This is a genomic window from Streptococcus mitis (assembly GCF_047465045.1).
Classification (GTDB): Bacteria; Bacillota; Bacilli; order Lactobacillales; family Streptococcaceae; genus Streptococcus; species Streptococcus mitis_DT.
The window spans coordinates 194,077-209,066 of sequence record NZ_JASHAR010000002.1 but is presented as its reverse complement, the minus strand read 5'-3'; the positions used below and the strand labels follow the sequence as shown (position 1 = coordinate 209,066).

The following is a 14,990-nucleotide window of genomic DNA, read 5'->3' as shown; positions in this document are numbered from 1 at the left end:
AAGTGAGAATTGACATGGGATTGGTACTTATGGCCAATAACCTCCTAAAATACAATAAGAGAACGACTCAAAATTAAAAAGCTAGAGTTCCGCTATTAGAGATCTCTAGCTTTTTTGTGGCTGAGAACTATTTTGTCTCAGGTTCAAGACTATTATTTCAACCCACTACAGTTGACAAAGAGCCACTAAAATACTCAAAAACGCCTGCTTACGAAGTTGTTCTTAAGCAAAAAACAATTTCGTAAACAAGCGTCTACTATCCCAACTTATGATGAGTGTTCCCGCTAGGACCAAAATCCTAGCGGTAGACCAGAGCTAGACTAAGAGCACAAGACTCCATCATCATAACACTCAACAAAATTGATGATTTTATACTAATTCGATGATTGCCATTGGCGCTGCATCACCACGACGTGGTTCAGTTTTAAGGATACGAGTGTATCCACCGTTACGTTCAGCATAACGAGGTGCGATTTCTGAGAACAATTTTTGAAGTGCTGTAGTAGAAGTGTACTTGTCAGTTGCTTCATCATAGTTTTCAGATGCGATTTCATTACGTACGAAAGCAGCTGCTTGACGACGTGCATGCAAATCACCACGTTTACCTAGAGTAATCATTTTTTCAACAGTTTTACGGATTTCTTTAGCACGAGCTTCAGTTGTCACGATTGATTCGTTAATCAAAAGGTCAGTTGTCAAATCGCGAAGCATTGCTTTACGTTGTGAGCTAGTGCGTCCTAGTTTACGGTAAGCCATTTATTCCTCCTTTATTTATCTTTTAATCCAAGACCCAAATCAATAAGTTTGAATTTCACTTCTTCCAAACTCTTGCGTCCAAGATTTCGTACTTTCATCATCTCTGCTTCAGATTTTTCTGTCAAGTCATGCACAGTATTGATACCGGCACGTTTCAAACAGTTGTATGAACGCACAGACAAGTCCAGTTCCTCAATCGTACGATCCAAAATACGGTCGTCAGATTCAGTATCAGCTTCTTTCATCACTTCAGTTGACTTAGCAATCTCAGTAAGATTTGTAAACAAATCAAGATGTTCTGTCAAAATACGTGCTGAAAGCCCTAAAGCATCTTCTGGAATAATTGTTCCATTTGTCAAGATTTCAAGGGTTAATTTGTCAAATCCATCATTGCTACCTACACGAGCAGGTTCCACTTGATAGTTGACTTTTGTAACTGGTGTATAAATAGAATCTACAGCAAGTGTTCCAACTGGTGCATTATCCTTTTTATTTTCATCAGCAGGTACATATCCACGACCACTGTTAACAGTCATAGTCGCTTTTAGAGAAGAACCTTCACCGATTGTAAAGAGATAATGATCTGGATTTACAATTTCAATATCGCTATCTGTCAAAATGTCACCAGCTGTTACTTCAACAGGACCTTCAACATCTAGTTCGATGATTTTTTCGTCTTCAACGTACGATTTCACTGCAATTCCTTTAATGTTCAGAATGATTTGCATCACGTCTTCACGAACACCTGGAACTGTGTCAAACTCATGTAACACACCATCAATATTGATAGATGTCACAGCTGCTCCTGGTAGAGAAGCTAGAAGTACACGACGAAGAGAGTTACCAAGAGTTGTACCGTAGCCACGTTCAAGTGGTTCGATTACAAACTTGCCATAATCTTTATTTTCATCAATTTTTGTTATATTTGGTTTTTCAAACTCGATCATTTAGTTACTCCCTCTTAAACGAAAAGCAGTGTAATGCGATGATTATACACGGCGACGTTTTGGAGGACGAGCACCATTGTGTGGCACTGGAGTCACATCACGAATTGCTGTTACTTCAAGACCAGCGGCAGCAAGCGCACGAATAGCTGACTCACGACCAGAACCTGGACCTTTTACAGTAACTTCAACTGATTTAAGACCGTGTTCTTGTGCAGATTTAGCAGCAGCTTCAGAAGCCATTTGAGCAGCGAATGGTGTAGATTTACGAGAACCTTTGAAACCAAGAGCACCAGCTGATGACCAAGCAATTGCATTACCATGCACATCAGTAATCATAACAATAGTGTTATTAAATGTAGCGTGAATATGAGCAATACCAGATTCGATATTCTTTTTCACACGACGTTTACGTGTTGGTTTAGCCAAGACTTTTACCTCCTATATTATTTTTTCTTACCAGCAATCGCAACAGCTTTACCTTTACGAGTGCGAGCGTTGTTTTTAGTGTTTTGTCCACGGACGGGAAGTCCACGACGGTGACGGATACCACGGTATGAACCGATTTCCATCAAACGTTTGATGTTCAAGTTTACTTCACGACGAAGGTCACCTTCAACTTTGATTGCATCCACTTCACGACGGATAGCATCTTCTTGATCTGATGTAAGATCATGCACACGAACATCTTCTGAGATTCCAGCAGCAGCCAAAATTTTCTTAGATGTTGCAAGTCCGATACCATAAACATAAGTCAATGAGATTACTACGCGTTTGTCATTTGGAATGTCAACTCCAGCAATACGAGCCATGTTTTCTCCTTTCTATCTTATCCTTGACGTTGTTTGTGTTTTGGATTTGCTGGGCAAATTACCATAACACGACCATTACGACGAATAACTTTACAGTATTCGCAAATTGGTTTGACCGATGGTCTTACTTTCATTTCTTATCCCTCCAAGTTTTTCGATTATTTAAAGCGGTAAGTGATACGTCCACGTGTCAAGTCATATGGACTCATTTCGACAGTAACACGATCTCCCGCTAAAATACGAATATAGTTTTTACGAATTTTACCAGAAACTGTTGCTAAAATCTGATGTCCATTTTCAAGTTCAACCGTAAACATTGCATTCGGCATTGTATCAACTACTTTGCCTTCAACTTCAATCACATCGTCTTTTGCCACGCAAAAGCACCTCCATAAATTTCGATTCGATGCCTCTAGACACAGAGACAACAATTATAAGTCAGACTATCTCAGTATAACATTTGTAGCGGATTTTTGCAAGTGTGAAAAACGCTTTATTTCAAATTTGTCAATACTTTTTCGATATCTGAGAAGACATCATTGATATCTTGATTACCTTCGATGTCATGAACCAAACCTTTGGCACGGTAGTGAGCAATGATTGGTTCCCCTTGAGCAATATTGACATCCAAACGACGTTTTACTGTCTCAGGCTTATCATCTTCACGTTGGTAGTAATCTTCTTCTTTATAGTCAACTGGTGGGTTAAAGACCTTGTGGAAAGTTTCTCCAGTTACGCGGTGGATGATACGGCCACTCAAACGTTCCAAGAGGCTGTCTGGATTCACTTCGATGTTGATAACACCTTCTAGTTCGATGCCAAGTTCAGCCAATGTTTTGTCCAAGGCATGAGCTTGTTCGATTGTACGTGGGTAACCATCCAACAAGAATCCTGTTTCTTTAATATCATCTTGTGAAAGACGTTCTTTTACGATCCCATTTGTAACTTCGTCAGGAACCAATTCACCCTTGTCAATGTATGACTTAGCAAGAACACCCATTTCAGTTTGATTTGCCATAGCAGCGCGGAACATATCACCCGTTGAGATATGTGCAACATGGAATTGTTCTACTATTTTTGCTGCTTGAGTTCCCTTACCTGCACCAGGTAAGCCCATAATCAAAAGATTCATGATCTGATCTCCTTATTTTATTTTTAAATAGAAGCAAAAAGTCTTTTCACCCCTATTTAAAAACAAAATAGAAGAGGGGAGACCAAACTCTCACTAATGTCAGAGTTAAACCTCCACTCCCTCAGCATTTACTGATTCAGTAAATGCTTTTATTCTGTTCTGTCCATGAAACCAACATACTTACGTTTTAATAGGTAGCCTTCCAATTGTTTGATTCCTTCAATACCTGTAGAGATAATGATCAAAAGACTGGTTCCTCCAAAAGCAACTGCTTCTGAAAGTCCGAAAACATCTTTTGCTACGATCGGTAAAATAGAAATCACACCAAGGAAGAGGGAACCAACAGTTGCAAGACGACGAAGAAGTTTAGACATATATTCTTCTGTACCTTTACCGGGACGAACTCCGTGGATATAGGCACCGCTCTTTTGTAAGTTTTCTGCCGCTTTTTCAGGATTAATCTGTACAAACGTATAGAAGAATGTAAAGAGAATAATCAACAGAGCATACATGGCAATACCAGTTGGTGAAGTTGTTGCCAGCATTTCTTGTGCTGTTCTTACCCAAGCCCAATCATGACCTGTAGCGCTCAAAAACTGAAGAATAGCCGCAGGCGCTGCAGTAATCGAACTTGCAAAGATAACAGGGATAACTCCAGCAGGGTTTACCTTCAAAGGAAGGTAAGAGCTAGATGGAGCACCTTGTGCAACCTTTGTATATTGGATTGGGATTTTGTATTCTGCTTGTTGAACATAAGTTGTAAAGTAAATGATCAACAAAACAGTAATAATCAAGATGATTACGAAAATGATAGATGAGTTGATACGGCTACTTGGAACGTTAACAAAGTAGTCTACATAGATGCCCTGAATCATCTCTGGAATTGAAGCAACAATCCCTGCAAAGATAATCATAGAAACACCATTTCCGTATCCCTTATCTGTAATTTGCTCTCCCAACCACGTCACAATCATGCTACCAGCTGTTAGGATGATACCAATCATGATGAAGACTTGTGGAGTAAGAGCCGTTTTCAACAATTGAGCTCCAGCCAAAGTATTAAAACCAGCTGTAATCCCGATAGATTGCACAAAGGCTAGACCAAGAGCAATATAACGAGTAGCTTGATTCAATTTTCTTCGACCTACTTCCCCTTGTTTCCCCCACTCTACAAACTTGGGTAAAATATCCATTTGCAAGAGTTGGACAACGATAGAAGCCGTAATGTAGGGACTAACACCAAGAGCAAAAACTGAGAAGTTTTTCATGGCATTCCCTGACACCAAGCTCAACATGTTTAAGAAGGATAATCCACTTAAAGCATTCAAGCTATTGGCATTGACACCAGGAACTGTAATACTAGTCCCGATACGAAAGACCAAAACGATAAAAATTGTAAATAAAATTTTTGATCGAACCTGCTTAACTTTAAGAGCTTCTCTTAATAATTTAAAAAACATAGGTCACCTCTCTTAGATGACTTCTACTGAACCACCTTTAGCAGTGATAGCTTCTTCAGCTGATTTAGAGAATTTAGCTGCTTTCACAGTCAATTTCTTAGTCAACTCACCGTTACCAAGAATTTTAACACCTGATTTTTCAGCTTTAACAATTCCTGCTTCGATAAGAACAACTGGAGTAACTTCAGCACCATCTTCAAAGACGTTCAATTGGTCAAGGTTCACAATTGCGTATTCTTTAGCGTTGATGTTAGTGAATCCACGTTTTGGAAGACGACGGAACAATGGAGTTTGTCCACCTTCAAAACCAAGGCGAACTCCGCCACCGCTACGAGCTTTTTGACCTTTTTGACCACGACCAGATGTTTTACCGTTACCTGATGAAGTACCACGACCAACGCGGTTACGTACTTTACGAGAACCTTCTGCAGGTTTCAATTCATGAAGTTTCATTTTTATTTTCTCCTCTTTTGTAAAATGCTAGCGCCGATAAGGGAGAAAAGGTTGTCTCCCCCATCAACTCGCCTATACGACGTCATCATAGATGACTATATCTAGTTTTAGGGGATGGTATACTGCACATCCCCTAAAAATTCATTAGTTTACTTCTTCAACTGTTACCAAGTGAGATACTGCAGTGATCATACCACGGATAGCAGCGTTATCTTCTTTAATAACAGAGCTGTTCAATTTGCCAAGTCCAAGTGCTACAACAGTTTTACGTTGTGATGGAATGCGTCCGATTGGAGACTTAGTCAAAGTAATTTTAATTTGAGCCATTTTATCCCCTTTCTTATGCCAAATCAGAAACTGAAATACCACGAAGGGCAGCAACTTCTTCAGCGCGTTTCAATTGTTTCAAACCTTCAACAGTTGCACGAACAATGTTGATTGGAGTGTTAGAACCAAGTGATTTAGATGTAATATCTGCCACACCTGCCAATTCCACAACGGCACGAACTGCACCACCAGCGGCAACTCCAGAACCTTCTACAGCAGGTTTCAACAATACTTTAGCTCCACCAAATTCTGAAAGAACTTCGTGTGGGATTGTTGTTCCAACCATAGGAACTTCGATCAAGTTTTTCTTAGCATCATCTACTGCTTTACGGATTGCTTCTGGAACTTCTTGAGCTTTACCAGTACCAAATCCTACGCGACCGTTGTGGTCACCAACAACAACAAGAGCTGCGAAACGAAGACGACGTCCACCTTTAACAACTTTTGTAACACGGTTGACAGCAACTACGCGTTCTTCTAATTCAACTGCATTGTCTTTAAATGCCATTTTCTAGTGTCCTCCTATTAGAATTTCAATCCGTTTTCACGAGCTGCATCAGCCAAAGCTTTCACACGTCCGTGATATAGATATCCACCGCGGTCGAACACCACTTCTGAAATACCTTTAGCGTTTGCACGTTCTGCAACGAGTTTACCGACAGCAACGGCTTGTTCAGTTTTAGTTCCTTTTGAAACTTCTTTGTCAAGAGTTGAAGCACTTGCGAGCGTTACACCCGCTACGTCATCAATCACTTGAGCGTAGATGCCTGTATTAGAACGGAATACGTTCAAACGTGGGCGATCAGCAGTTCCAGAGAGTTTTCCGCGAACGCGACGGTGGCGTTTTTGGCGGAGTTTGTTTTTATCTGGTTTTGAAATCACAGTTTTCACCTCTTTAGTTTTAAATCGTGTGCTATGCACAAAGTTGGAAAATAGGTTGGTGGTTGAGAATCAACCACTCAACATTATTTACCTGTTTTACCTTCTTTACGGCGAACGAATTCACCAACGTAACGGATACCTTTACCTTTATATGGTTCTGGTGAACGAAGGCTACGTACGTAAGCAGCTGTTTGACCAACTACTTCTTTTGAAATTCCGCTAACAACGATTGTTGTTGGGTTTGGAAGTTCAAAAGTAATTCCTTCTGGAGCTTCAACTTCGTCTGGATGAGATTTACCAACAGCCAAAACAAGTTTAGATCCTTGAAGTTGTGCACGGTAACCAACCCCGCGCATTTCAAGTTCTTTCTTGAATCCTTCTGATACACCAACAACCATGTTGTTCAAAAGGGCACGAGTAGTTCCGTGGATAGTTTTCATTTCTTTTGAATCGTTTGGACGGTGAAGAGTTACTTCAGTACCTTCCACACGGATTTCAATATCTTTTGAGAACTCACGAGTAAGTTCTCCTTTAGGTCCTTTTACAGTTACAACGTTGTCATTGTTAGTGATTTCAACACCAGCAGGCAACACGATAACTTTATTACCAATACGTGACATGTTTTTAATTCTCCTGTTAAATTGTCAGGCCAGAACGGCCAGTTTTCACGGGGTTAAATCGATTTCTCGATTTGAAGGGACATTTAGGTTTCAATTTCAAAGTGAATCTAGGCAGCGTCTCGCAGGCATAACTTTGGGTTAGGCAAGAGACGATAACGACGAGTCACAAAGAAATTGGGAGCTAAATATTACCAAACGTAAGCGATAACTTCTCCACCAACATTCTTTTGGCGTGCTTCTTTATCAGTAAGCAAACCTTCAGAAGTTGAAAGGATAGCAATTCCAAGTCCGTTAAGAACTTTTGGAAGGTCTTCACGTTTTTTGTAGACACGAAGTCCTGGTTTAGAAACACGTTTCAAGTTAGTGATAACTTTTTCACCGTTTGGTCCATATTTAAGGAATACACGGATGATGCCTTGTTTGTCATCTTCGATGATTTCAACGTTTTTTACAAAACCTTCGCGTTTAAGGATTTCAGCAATCCCTTTTTTGATGTTTGATGCAGGTACTTCAAGTACTTCGTGTTTAGCTTGGTTAGCGTTACGAATACGAGTTAGGAAGTCTGCGATTGGGTCAGTCATAACCATTTTGTTTTTCTCCTCTTACTAGTAGTTTGCAAGTTGCACTTGCTAGTTAATACATGATGCAAAGAGCGTAACAGCACGAGCAAAAATAGGCAATTTGATGCAGGAGCGATGCTCCAAAGAAAATTGGTCTTTTTTGCCAAAGCTGTAGCTCGTGTTCAAATTGGCAAGCCCAACTGAACCCGGACTAAACTCTGTGTGAAAAAGATAAACTTTCCTAGAAACTTCAGTTTCTTCGTCAAGTTTCCTATTTTCACTTAGAGTTTTGACGCCCTTGATATCTTAAATTACCAAGATGCTTTTGTTACACCAGGGATTTGTCCTTTGTAAGCTAATTCACGGAAGCAAACACGGCAAAGTTTAAATTTGCGGTAAACTGAATGTGGACGACCACATTTTTCACAACGAGTATAAGCTTGAGTAGAGAACTTCGCTGGACGTTTGTTCTTAGCAATCATTGATTTTTTAGCCATTAGATTTACCTCCTATATTATTTTGCAAAAGGCATTCCAAGGCCTGTAAGCAATGCACGTGACTCTTCGTCAGTGTTAGCAGTTGTTACGATAACGATGTCAAGACCACGAGTTTTGTCAACGTCATCGAAGTTGATTTCTGGGAAAATCAATTGTTCTTTCACACCAAGCGTGTAGTTTCCGCGTCCATCAAATGATTTTGTTGGAACACCGTGGAAGTCACGTACACGTGGAAGTGAAACTGAAACCAATTTATCCAAGAATTCGTACATACGTTCACCACGAAGGGTAACTTTTGCACCGATCGCAACACCTTCACGAAGACGGAAGCCGGCGATTGATTTTTTAGCTTTAGTGATAAGTGGTTTTTGACCTGAGATAAGTGCCAATTCTTCAGCAGCTTTTTCAAGGCTTTTAGCGTTTGATACAGCTTCACCAACACCCATGTTCAAAACGATCTTATCTACTTTAGGCACAGCCATCACTGATGAGTAGTTGAATTGTTCTGTCAAAGCAGGAACTACTTCATTAAGATATTTTTCTTTTAAACGATTTGCCATTATACTTCTCCTTTCCTTCGTGATTAATCAAGCACTTCGCCTGATTTTTTGTTGTAGCGAACTTTTTTACCGTCTACAAATTTGTAACCAACACGACCAGCTACACCATTTTTGTCCAAAACTTGAACGTTTGATACGTGGATAGCTGCTTCTTTCTCGATGATACCACCTTGAGGAAGCTCGTTAGTTGGACGTTGGTGTTTCTTAACGATGTTAACACCTTCAACGATAACTTTGTTTACTTTTGGAAGGGCAGTAAGGACAACAGCTTCTGTTCCCTTATCTTTACCAGCGATTACGCGAACTTTGTCGCCTTTTTTTACAAACATTAGGTTTCTCCTTGATTTTTCTTACGCCCATAAGGGCACCCTGGAGGTAAATCCAGGGGACTAGTTTGTTTCTAAAAATTAAAGTACTTCTGGAGCAAGTGACACGATCTTCATGAAGCCACCTTCACGCAATTCACGTGCAACTGGACCAAAGATACGTGTTCCGCGAGGAGTTTTGTCTTCACGGATGATAACTGCTGCGTTTTCGTCAAATTTGATGTATGAACCATCAGCACGACGAGCACCTGATTTAGTACGAACGATAACTGCTTTAACAACGTCACCTTTTTTAACCGCACCACCAGGAGTAGCTTGTTTTACAGATGCCACGATAACATCACCGATGTTTGCAAATTTACGTCCTGAACCACCAAGAACTTTGATAGTCAAGATTTCGCGAGCACCGCTGTTGTCTGCGACTTTCAAACGAGTTTCTGTTTGAATCATTTCAGTTTTCTCCTTTCAGGTTTGATTAGATGATGACCGCTTCTTCAACAACTTCTACAAGACGGAAACGTTTTGTAGCTGAAAGCGGACGAGTTTCCATGATACGTACGATATCGCCTTCTTTGGCAACATTGTTTTCATCATGAGCTTTGTATTTTTTAGAGTAGTTAATACGTTTACCATAGACTGGGTGGTTACGTTTTGTTTCAACTACAACTGTGATTGTCTTGTCCATTTTGTCAGATACAACACGTCCAACAAGAACTTTACGATTATTGCGTTCCATTGAAATTTCTCCTTCCCTAGTCTATTATTTCGCTTCAGATTGAACTGTTTTGATACGAGCGATTTGTTTTTTAACTTCTTTCAAGCGAGCTGTTTGTTCCAATTGACCAGTAGCAGCTTGGAAACGAAGTTCAAACAATTCTTTTTTCAATTCGTTTTCGCGCTTCGCGAGTTCTTCTTGAGAAAGACCACGAAGTTCTTTAACAAATTCTTTTACTTCATTAAGTTTCATGCCTTCTCCTTATTCTGCTTCACGTTTTACGAATTTACATTTAACTGGCAATTTGTGGCTAGCAAGACGAAGCGCTTCGCGAGCGATCTCTTCAGATACACCAGCGATTTCGAACATCACTTTACCACGTTTAACTGGTGCTACCCAACCTTCAGGTGCCCCTTTACCAGATCCCATACGCACACCGATAGCTTTAGCAGTGTATGATTTGTGTGGGAAGATTTTAATCCAAACTTTACCACCACGTTTCATGTAACGAGTCATGGCGATACGAGCAGCTTCGATTTGGCGGTTAGTGATCCAGTGGCTAGTTGTAGCTTGAAGACCGTATTCACCGAATGCTACTTCTTTTCCACCTTTTGCTTCACCGCGCATTTTTCCACGGAATTCACGACGGTGTTTAACACGTTTAGGTACTAACATTGGTTATTTACCTCCTTTAGTGTTTTTGCGAGCTGGAAGAACTTCACCACGGTAGATCCATACTTTAACACCAAGTTTACCGTATGTAGTATCTGCTTCTTCCCAAGCGTAATCGATATCTGCACGAAGTGTGTGAAGTGGAACAGTTCCTTCAGAGTATCCTTCAGCACGGGCGATATCTGCACCGTTCAAACGACCTGATACTTGAGTTTTGATTCCTTTAGCTCCAGCACGCATTGCACGTTGGATTGCTTGTTTTTGTGCACGACGGAAAGCAACACGTTGCTCCAATTGACGAGCAATTCCTTCACCTACAAGGTGAGCATCCAAATCAGGTTGTTTGATTTCGATGATGTTGATGTGTACTTGTTTTCCAGTCAATTTGTTAAGTTTCGCACGGAGTGCATCAACATTAGCACCACCTTTACCGATTACCATACCTGGTTTAGCAGTGTGAAGTGAAACGTTAACTTTGTTTACTGCGCGTTCGATTTCAATAGTTGAAACTGCTGCGTCAGCAAGTTCTTTTTGAACGAATTTACGGATTGCAAGATCTTCATGAAGGTAATCCGCGTATTCTTTTTCAGCATACCATTTGGCATCCCAATCACGGATGATGCCGACACGCATACCAATTGGATGTACTTTTTGACCCACGATTTTACCTCCTTATTTTTCTGCAACAGCTACAGTGATGTGAGCTGTACGTTTGTTGATTGGTGAAGCTGAACCTTTCGCACGTGGACGGAAACGTTTCATAGTTGGTCCTTCGTTTGCGAATGCTTCAGATACTACCAAGTTAGCTTTATCCAAACCAAAGTTGTTTTCAGCGTTAGCTACAGCTGAGTTCAAAACTTTCAAGATGATTTCAGCAGCTTTGTTTGGAGTGAATGTCAAGATTGCGATTGCATCGGCTACGCTTTTACCACGGATGTTATCAAGAACAAGACGTGATTTACGAGGTGAAACACGTACTGTACGAGCCATTGCTTTAGCTGAAGTAATTTCTGCCATTTATGTTCTCCTTATTTTCTACGTGTTTTCTTGTCGTCTGCAGCGTGACCTTTGTAAGTACGAGTTGGTGCAAATTCACCAAGTTTGTGACCTACCATGTCTTCTTGGATGTAAACAGGTACGTGTTTACGTCCGTCATAAACTGCAATAGTGTAACCAATGAAACTTGGGAAGATCGTTGAACGACGTGACCAAGTTTTAATAACTTTTTTCTTTTCGTCGTTAGCTTGAGCTTCAACTTTTTTCATCAAATGCTCATCGACGAAAGGTCCTTTTTTAAGACTGCGTCCCATTTTTATATTTTCTCCTTTAAATGTTGTACCACAGCGGCTTGCGCTCCTATGGAGCGCTACCGAGCTGGCGGATTTACTAGTTGCTTAAGCAACTAGTTTAATATTATTTCTCGTTGCGACGACGAACGATAAGTTTGTCAGATTTCGCTTTCTTGTTACGAGTTTTAAGACCAAGAGCAGGTTTGCCCCATGGAGTAGATGGTGCTTTACGACCAACTGGTGCTTTACCTTCACCACCACCGTGTGGGTGATCGTTAGGGTTCATTACAGAACCACGAACTGTTGGGCGGATACCTTTCCAACGGCTACGTCCTGCTTTACCAAGGTTTACAAGTCCATGTTGTTCGTTTCCGACAACACCAACTGTAGCACGGCAAGTTCCAAGAATCATACGAACTTCACCTGATTGAAGACGAACAAGTACGTATTTACCTTCAGAACCCAATACTTGAGCAGATGCTCCAGCAGCACGTACCAATTCACCACCACGACCTGGTTTCAACTCGATGTTGTGGATCAAAGTACCAACTGGGATGTTAGCAAGTGGAAGAGCGTTTCCGACTTTGATATCTGCTTCTGGACCTGAAACGATACGTTGACCTACTTCAAGACCTTTTGGAGCGATGATGTATGCTTTCACACCGTCAGTGTAGTGTACAAGAGCGATGTTTGCAGAACGGTTTGGATCGTACTCGATTGTTTTAACAACTGCTTCAACGTTGTCTTTGTTACGTTTGAAGTCAACCAAACGGTAGAAACGTTTGTGTCCACCACCTTGGTGACGAACAGTGATACGACCGTTGTTGTTACGACCAGCCTTGCTCTTCAATGCAACAAGCAATGATTTTTCAGGAGTGCTTGTTGTGATTTCAGCGAAATCCAAAGAAGTCATATTACGGCGACCGTTTGTTGTTGGTTTATAAACACGAATTCCCACGATATTTCCTCCTTAGATTATTCAGCTTCAGCAGCAAACAACTCGATTGCTTTAGAATCAGCTGTAAGTGTGATGATAGCTTTTTTAGTTTTGTTAGTAAAACCAGTGTAACGTCCAACACGTTTAGCTTTTGGTTTTACGTTGATTGTGTTAACATTAGCGACTTTAACACCTTCGAAAGCAGCTTCAACAGCTTGCTTGATCAAAAGTTTGTGTGCACGAGTGTCAACTTCAAATACATATTTTCCTGCTTCAAGTTGAGCCATTGAGCTTTCAGTGATGACAGGTTTTTTGATAACATCATACAAATTCATTATGCAAGAACCTCCTCGATTTTAGAGATAGCTGCTTGAGTAACAAGAAGTTTGTCACTATTTGCGATGTCAAGAACACTTGCAGTTGTAGCAGTCGCAACTTTCACGTTTGGAAGGTTACGAGCTGAGAGAGCTGCGAATTCGTTTCCTTCTTCAAGAATAACAAGGACTTTAGAATCGATGCTCAAAGCTGCAAGAACTTTTGCAAATTCAGCAGTTTTTGGAGCTGTAAATTCAAGAGAATCAACGGCTACAAATTTATTTTCAGCAACTTTTTCTGAGTAAACAGATTTAAGCGCAAGGCGACGAACTTTTTGAGGAAGTTTGTACGCATAGCTACGTGGAGTTGGTCCGAAGACGATTCCACCACCACGCCATTGTGGAGAGCGGATAGAACCTTGACGAGCACGTCCAGTTCCTTTTTGACGCCATGGTTTGCGTCCGCCACCTGAAACAGCTGAGCGGTTTTTAACTGCGTGAGTTCCTTGACGAAGGCTAGCACGTTGGCTGATGATCACATCAAACACAACAGATTGGTTTGGTTCGATACCAAAGATTGCATCGTTAAGAACAACTTCGCCCGCTTGTTTACCAGTTTGGTCGAATAATGTTACATTTGCCATTTTGACTGTATTCCCCTTTCCTTATTATTTACCAGCTTTAACTGCTGATTTGATAGTGATAAGAGATTTCTTAGCACCTGGTACGTTACCTTTGATAAGGATAACGTTCTTTTCTGGAACAACTTGTACAACTTCAAGGTTTTGAATTGTTACACGGTCACCACCCATACGTCCTGCAAGGTTTTTACCTTTGAATACGCGGTTAGGTGCAACAGGTCCCATAGAACCTGGACGACGGTGGTAACGAGAACCGTGAGCCATTGGTCCACGTGATTGTCCGTGGCGTTTGATAACACCTTGGAAACCTTTACCTTTAGAAGTACCAGTTACGTCAACAACGTCTCCAGCTGCGAATGTTTCAACTGTGATTTCAGCACCAACTTCCAAGCCTTCAACGTTTTTGAATTCACGAATGAAGCGCTTAGGAGCCGTGTTAGCTTTCGCGACATGTCCTTTAGCAGGTTTGTTGCTCAATACTTCGCGTTTGTCATCGAAACCAACTTGGATAGCGTTGTATCCGTCTGTTTCAACAGTTTTAACTTGAAGAACAACGTTTGGAGTTGCTTCAATAACTGTTACAGGGATCAATTCGCCAGCTTCAGTGAAGATTTGAGTCATTCCCACTTTTTTCCCTAAGATTCCTTTTGTCATGAGAAAATAGTTCCTTTTCTATATTTTTTATTCAAAAAGTTTTTAACGAGCGTTTTTTATGCTCAAGTTATCAAGCTTTAGATTAAAGTTTGATTTCTACGTTTACACCACTTGGAAGATCCAATTTCATCAACGCATCAACTGTTTTTTGAGTTGGGTTAACGATATCGATCAAACGTTTGTGTGTACGCATTTCAAATTGTTCGCGAGAGTCTTTGTATTTGTGAGTCGCACGAATGATTGTGTAGAGGCTACGCTCAGTTGGAAGTGGGATTGGACCCGCAACTTGTGCACCTGTACGAGTAGCTGATTCTACGATTTTTGCAGCCGCTGTGTCAAGCGTACGGTGTTCGTAAGCTTTCAAACGGATACGGATTTTTTTGTTTGCCATCTTTTTCTCCTTTTCGTCTATTTAAGATAATAGGCTAGCTCCACAAGA

Annotated in this window: 29 protein-coding genes; all 29 read right to left on the bottom strand. The window is 40.8% G+C overall.

The annotated features are described in order from the left end of the window. Positions 1 to 369: 369 nt before the first annotated feature. The 29 genes from rplQ to rpsJ all read right to left on the bottom strand — a co-directional run bounded on the left by rplQ (position 370) and on the right by rpsJ (position 14,942). The gene (gene rplQ, locus QM409_RS02710; protein WP_000331493.1) at positions 370 to 756 is read right to left on the bottom strand and encodes a 50S ribosomal protein L17; all 387 of its coding nucleotides are present in this window, start codon (positions 754 to 756) and stop codon (positions 370 to 372) included. 11 nt (positions 757 to 767) lie between these two features. Next, entirely contained in the window at positions 768 to 1,703 is a 936-nt protein-coding gene (locus tag QM409_RS02705) for a DNA-directed RNA polymerase subunit alpha (protein ID WP_414305099.1), read from the bottom strand. A gap of 42 nt (positions 1,704 to 1,745) precedes the next feature. Beyond that, a complete protein-coding gene (rpsK, locus tag QM409_RS02700) occupies positions 1,746 to 2,129 on the bottom strand; it encodes a 30S ribosomal protein S11 (RefSeq protein ID WP_001118385.1) in 384 nt (127 codons plus the stop codon). Positions 2,130 to 2,146: 17 nt separating this feature from the next. After that, on the bottom strand, positions 2,147 to 2,512 hold the full coding sequence (gene rpsM, locus QM409_RS02695) for a 30S ribosomal protein S13 (protein ID WP_088806510.1): 366 nt from the start codon (positions 2,510 to 2,512) through the stop codon (positions 2,147 to 2,149). A gap of 17 nt (positions 2,513 to 2,529) precedes the next feature. Next, positions 2,530 to 2,646, bottom strand: coding sequence for a 50S ribosomal protein L36 (gene rpmJ, locus QM409_RS02690; protein ID WP_001808836.1), 117 nt, complete (start codon positions 2,644 to 2,646; stop codon positions 2,530 to 2,532). 24 nt (positions 2,647 to 2,670) lie between these two features. Continuing rightward, positions 2,671 to 2,889, bottom strand: a complete 219-nt coding sequence (gene infA, locus QM409_RS02685) for a translation initiation factor IF-1 (RefSeq protein ID WP_001029883.1) — start codon at positions 2,887 to 2,889, stop codon at positions 2,671 to 2,673. A 116-nt stretch (positions 2,890 to 3,005) separates the two neighbouring features. After that, complete coding sequence (locus QM409_RS02680; RefSeq protein ID WP_001050436.1) at positions 3,006 to 3,644, bottom strand: adenylate kinase; 639 nt, start codon at positions 3,642 to 3,644, stop codon at positions 3,006 to 3,008. A gap of 149 nt (positions 3,645 to 3,793) precedes the next feature. Continuing rightward, positions 3,794 to 5,104, bottom strand: coding sequence for a preprotein translocase subunit SecY (gene secY / locus QM409_RS02675; RefSeq protein ID WP_261085045.1), 1,311 nt, complete (start codon positions 5,102 to 5,104; stop codon positions 3,794 to 3,796). Between the two features lie 12 nt (positions 5,105 to 5,116). Continuing rightward, positions 5,117 to 5,557, bottom strand: a complete 441-nt coding sequence (gene rplO, locus QM409_RS02670; RefSeq protein WP_000766089.1) for a 50S ribosomal protein L15 — start codon at positions 5,555 to 5,557, stop codon at positions 5,117 to 5,119. 144 nt (positions 5,558 to 5,701) lie between these two features. Beyond that, positions 5,702 to 5,884 (bottom strand): 50S ribosomal protein L30, encoded by a 183-nt coding sequence (gene rpmD, locus QM409_RS02665; protein ID WP_000057241.1) that lies wholly within the window; start codon positions 5,882 to 5,884, stop codon positions 5,702 to 5,704. Between the two features lie 13 nt (positions 5,885 to 5,897). Next, a complete protein-coding gene (rpsE, locus tag QM409_RS02660) occupies positions 5,898 to 6,392 on the bottom strand; it encodes a 30S ribosomal protein S5 (RefSeq protein WP_000874202.1) in 495 nt (164 codons plus the stop codon). Positions 6,393 to 6,409: 17 nt separating this feature from the next. After that, the gene (rplR, locus tag QM409_RS02655) at positions 6,410 to 6,766 is read right to left on the bottom strand and encodes a 50S ribosomal protein L18 (protein ID WP_000624044.1); all 357 of its coding nucleotides are present in this window, start codon (positions 6,764 to 6,766) and stop codon (positions 6,410 to 6,412) included. Positions 6,767 to 6,849: 83 nt separating this feature from the next. Next, entirely contained in the window at positions 6,850 to 7,386 is a 537-nt protein-coding gene (gene rplF / locus QM409_RS02650; protein WP_000086626.1) for a 50S ribosomal protein L6, read from the bottom strand. A 188-nt stretch (positions 7,387 to 7,574) separates the two neighbouring features. Then, positions 7,575 to 7,973 (bottom strand): 30S ribosomal protein S8, encoded by a 399-nt coding sequence (rpsH, locus tag QM409_RS02645; protein ID WP_000245504.1) that lies wholly within the window; start codon positions 7,971 to 7,973, stop codon positions 7,575 to 7,577. A 284-nt stretch (positions 7,974 to 8,257) separates the two neighbouring features. Continuing rightward, positions 8,258 to 8,443 carry a type Z 30S ribosomal protein S14 gene (locus tag QM409_RS02640; RefSeq protein ID WP_001085697.1) on the bottom strand — a complete coding sequence of 62 codons (186 nt, stop codon included), beginning with the start codon at positions 8,441 to 8,443 and terminating at the stop codon, positions 8,258 to 8,260. A 17-nt stretch (positions 8,444 to 8,460) separates the two neighbouring features. Then, the gene (rplE, locus tag QM409_RS02635; RefSeq protein ID WP_000013542.1) at positions 8,461 to 9,003 is read right to left on the bottom strand and encodes a 50S ribosomal protein L5; all 543 of its coding nucleotides are present in this window, start codon (positions 9,001 to 9,003) and stop codon (positions 8,461 to 8,463) included. 23 nt (positions 9,004 to 9,026) lie between these two features. Next, on the bottom strand, positions 9,027 to 9,332 hold the full coding sequence (gene rplX, locus QM409_RS02630; RefSeq protein ID WP_000497691.1) for a 50S ribosomal protein L24: 306 nt from the start codon (positions 9,330 to 9,332) through the stop codon (positions 9,027 to 9,029). Between the two features lie 78 nt (positions 9,333 to 9,410). After that, positions 9,411 to 9,779 (bottom strand): 50S ribosomal protein L14, encoded by a 369-nt coding sequence (gene rplN / locus QM409_RS02625; protein ID WP_000616545.1) that lies wholly within the window; start codon positions 9,777 to 9,779, stop codon positions 9,411 to 9,413. Between the two features lie 25 nt (positions 9,780 to 9,804). Then, complete coding sequence (gene rpsQ / locus QM409_RS02620; protein WP_000440801.1) at positions 9,805 to 10,065, bottom strand: 30S ribosomal protein S17; 261 nt, start codon at positions 10,063 to 10,065, stop codon at positions 9,805 to 9,807. Between the two features lie 24 nt (positions 10,066 to 10,089). Continuing rightward, positions 10,090 to 10,296, bottom strand: coding sequence for a 50S ribosomal protein L29 (gene rpmC / locus QM409_RS02615; RefSeq protein ID WP_000772918.1), 207 nt, complete (start codon positions 10,294 to 10,296; stop codon positions 10,090 to 10,092). A gap of 9 nt (positions 10,297 to 10,305) precedes the next feature. Next, positions 10,306 to 10,719 carry a 50S ribosomal protein L16 gene (rplP, locus tag QM409_RS02610; RefSeq protein ID WP_000960946.1) on the bottom strand — a complete coding sequence of 138 codons (414 nt, stop codon included), beginning with the start codon at positions 10,717 to 10,719 and terminating at the stop codon, positions 10,306 to 10,308. Between the two features lie 3 nt (positions 10,720 to 10,722). Then, positions 10,723 to 11,376, bottom strand: a complete 654-nt coding sequence (rpsC, locus tag QM409_RS02605) for a 30S ribosomal protein S3 (protein ID WP_000529936.1) — start codon at positions 11,374 to 11,376, stop codon at positions 10,723 to 10,725. A 12-nt stretch (positions 11,377 to 11,388) separates the two neighbouring features. Continuing rightward, positions 11,389 to 11,733, bottom strand: a complete 345-nt coding sequence (rplV, locus tag QM409_RS02600) for a 50S ribosomal protein L22 (protein WP_000818137.1) — start codon at positions 11,731 to 11,733, stop codon at positions 11,389 to 11,391. An 11-nt stretch (positions 11,734 to 11,744) separates the two neighbouring features. Further along, positions 11,745 to 12,026 (bottom strand): 30S ribosomal protein S19, encoded by a 282-nt coding sequence (rpsS, locus tag QM409_RS02595; protein ID WP_000533766.1) that lies wholly within the window; start codon positions 12,024 to 12,026, stop codon positions 11,745 to 11,747. Positions 12,027 to 12,129: 103 nt separating this feature from the next. Beyond that, entirely contained in the window at positions 12,130 to 12,963 is an 834-nt protein-coding gene (gene rplB, locus QM409_RS02590; protein ID WP_000512911.1) for a 50S ribosomal protein L2, read from the bottom strand. A 17-nt stretch (positions 12,964 to 12,980) separates the two neighbouring features. Further along, the gene (locus QM409_RS02585; RefSeq protein ID WP_001055347.1) at positions 12,981 to 13,277 is read right to left on the bottom strand and encodes a 50S ribosomal protein L23; all 297 of its coding nucleotides are present in this window, start codon (positions 13,275 to 13,277) and stop codon (positions 12,981 to 12,983) included. Then, positions 13,277 to 13,900: a 50S ribosomal protein L4 gene (rplD, locus tag QM409_RS02580; protein WP_000024549.1), complete on the bottom strand. Its 624-nt coding sequence runs from the start codon at positions 13,898 to 13,900 to the stop codon at positions 13,277 to 13,279. The genes QM409_RS02585 and rplD overlap by 1 nt, the downstream gene beginning before the upstream one ends. Before the next feature lie 24 nt (positions 13,901 to 13,924). Further along, positions 13,925 to 14,551 (bottom strand): 50S ribosomal protein L3, encoded by a 627-nt coding sequence (gene rplC, locus QM409_RS02575; RefSeq protein WP_000160197.1) that lies wholly within the window; start codon positions 14,549 to 14,551, stop codon positions 13,925 to 13,927. A gap of 82 nt (positions 14,552 to 14,633) precedes the next feature. Then, positions 14,634 to 14,942 (bottom strand): 30S ribosomal protein S10, encoded by a 309-nt coding sequence (gene rpsJ, locus QM409_RS02570; RefSeq protein ID WP_001284513.1) that lies wholly within the window; start codon positions 14,940 to 14,942, stop codon positions 14,634 to 14,636. Positions 14,943 to 14,990: the final 48 nt, after the last annotated feature.

Coding starts and splice junctions, on each gene's coding strand:
- rpsH (WP_000245504.1), bottom strand. CDS start 7,973: ATGGTTATGACTGACCCAATCGCAGACTTCCTAACTCGTATTCGTAAC.
- rplO (WP_000766089.1), bottom strand. CDS start 5,557: ATGAAACTTCATGAATTGAAACCTGCAGAAGGTTCTCGTAAAGTACGT.
- secY (WP_261085045.1), bottom strand. CDS start 5,104: ATGTTTTTTAAATTATTAAGAGAAGCTCTTAAAGTTAAGCAGGTTCGA.
- rplN (WP_000616545.1), bottom strand. CDS start 9,779: ATGATTCAAACAGAAACTCGTTTGAAAGTCGCAGACAACAGCGGTGCT.
- rplE (WP_000013542.1), bottom strand. CDS start 9,003: ATGGCAAATCGTTTAAAAGAAAAATATCTTAATGAAGTAGTTCCTGCT.
- rpsS (WP_000533766.1), bottom strand. CDS start 12,026: ATGGGACGCAGTCTTAAAAAAGGACCTTTCGTCGATGAGCATTTGATG.
- rplV (WP_000818137.1), bottom strand. CDS start 11,733: ATGGCAGAAATTACTTCAGCTAAAGCAATGGCTCGTACAGTACGTGTT.
- QM409_RS02585 (WP_001055347.1), bottom strand. CDS start 13,277: ATGAATTTGTATGATGTTATCAAAAAACCTGTCATCACTGAAAGCTCA.
- QM409_RS02680 (WP_001050436.1), bottom strand. CDS start 3,644: ATGAATCTTTTGATTATGGGCTTACCTGGTGCAGGTAAGGGAACTCAA.
- rpsJ (WP_001284513.1), bottom strand. CDS start 14,942: ATGGCAAACAAAAAAATCCGTATCCGTTTGAAAGCTTACGAACACCGT.
- rplD (WP_000024549.1), bottom strand. CDS start 13,900: ATGGCAAATGTAACATTATTCGACCAAACTGGTAAACAAGCGGGCGAA.
- rpmD (WP_000057241.1), bottom strand. CDS start 5,884: ATGGCTCAAATTAAAATTACTTTGACTAAGTCTCCAATCGGACGCATT.
- rpsE (WP_000874202.1), bottom strand. CDS start 6,392: ATGGCATTTAAAGACAATGCAGTTGAATTAGAAGAACGCGTAGTTGCT.
- rpsM (WP_088806510.1), bottom strand. CDS start 2,512: ATGGCTCGTATTGCTGGAGTTGACATTCCAAATGACAAACGCGTAGTA.
- rpsQ (WP_000440801.1), bottom strand. CDS start 10,065: ATGGAACGCAATAATCGTAAAGTTCTTGTTGGACGTGTTGTATCTGAC.
- QM409_RS02705 (WP_414305099.1), bottom strand. CDS start 1,703: ATGATCGAGTTTGAAAAACCAAATATAACAAAAATTGATGAAAATAAA.
- rplP (WP_000960946.1), bottom strand. CDS start 10,719: ATGTTAGTACCTAAACGTGTTAAACACCGTCGTGAATTCCGTGGAAAA.
- rplX (WP_000497691.1), bottom strand. CDS start 9,332: ATGTTTGTAAAAAAAGGCGACAAAGTTCGCGTAATCGCTGGTAAAGAT.
- rpmC (WP_000772918.1), bottom strand. CDS start 10,296: ATGAAACTTAATGAAGTAAAAGAATTTGTTAAAGAACTTCGTGGTCTT.
- rpmJ (WP_001808836.1), bottom strand. CDS start 2,646: ATGAAAGTAAGACCATCGGTCAAACCAATTTGCGAATACTGTAAAGTT.
- rplQ (WP_000331493.1), bottom strand. CDS start 756: ATGGCTTACCGTAAACTAGGACGCACTAGCTCACAACGTAAAGCAATG.
- rplF (WP_000086626.1), bottom strand. CDS start 7,386: ATGTCACGTATTGGTAATAAAGTTATCGTGTTGCCTGCTGGTGTTGAA.
- QM409_RS02640 (WP_001085697.1), bottom strand. CDS start 8,443: ATGGCTAAAAAATCAATGATTGCTAAGAACAAACGTCCAGCGAAGTTC.
- rplC (WP_000160197.1), bottom strand. CDS start 14,551: ATGACAAAAGGAATCTTAGGGAAAAAAGTGGGAATGACTCAAATCTTC.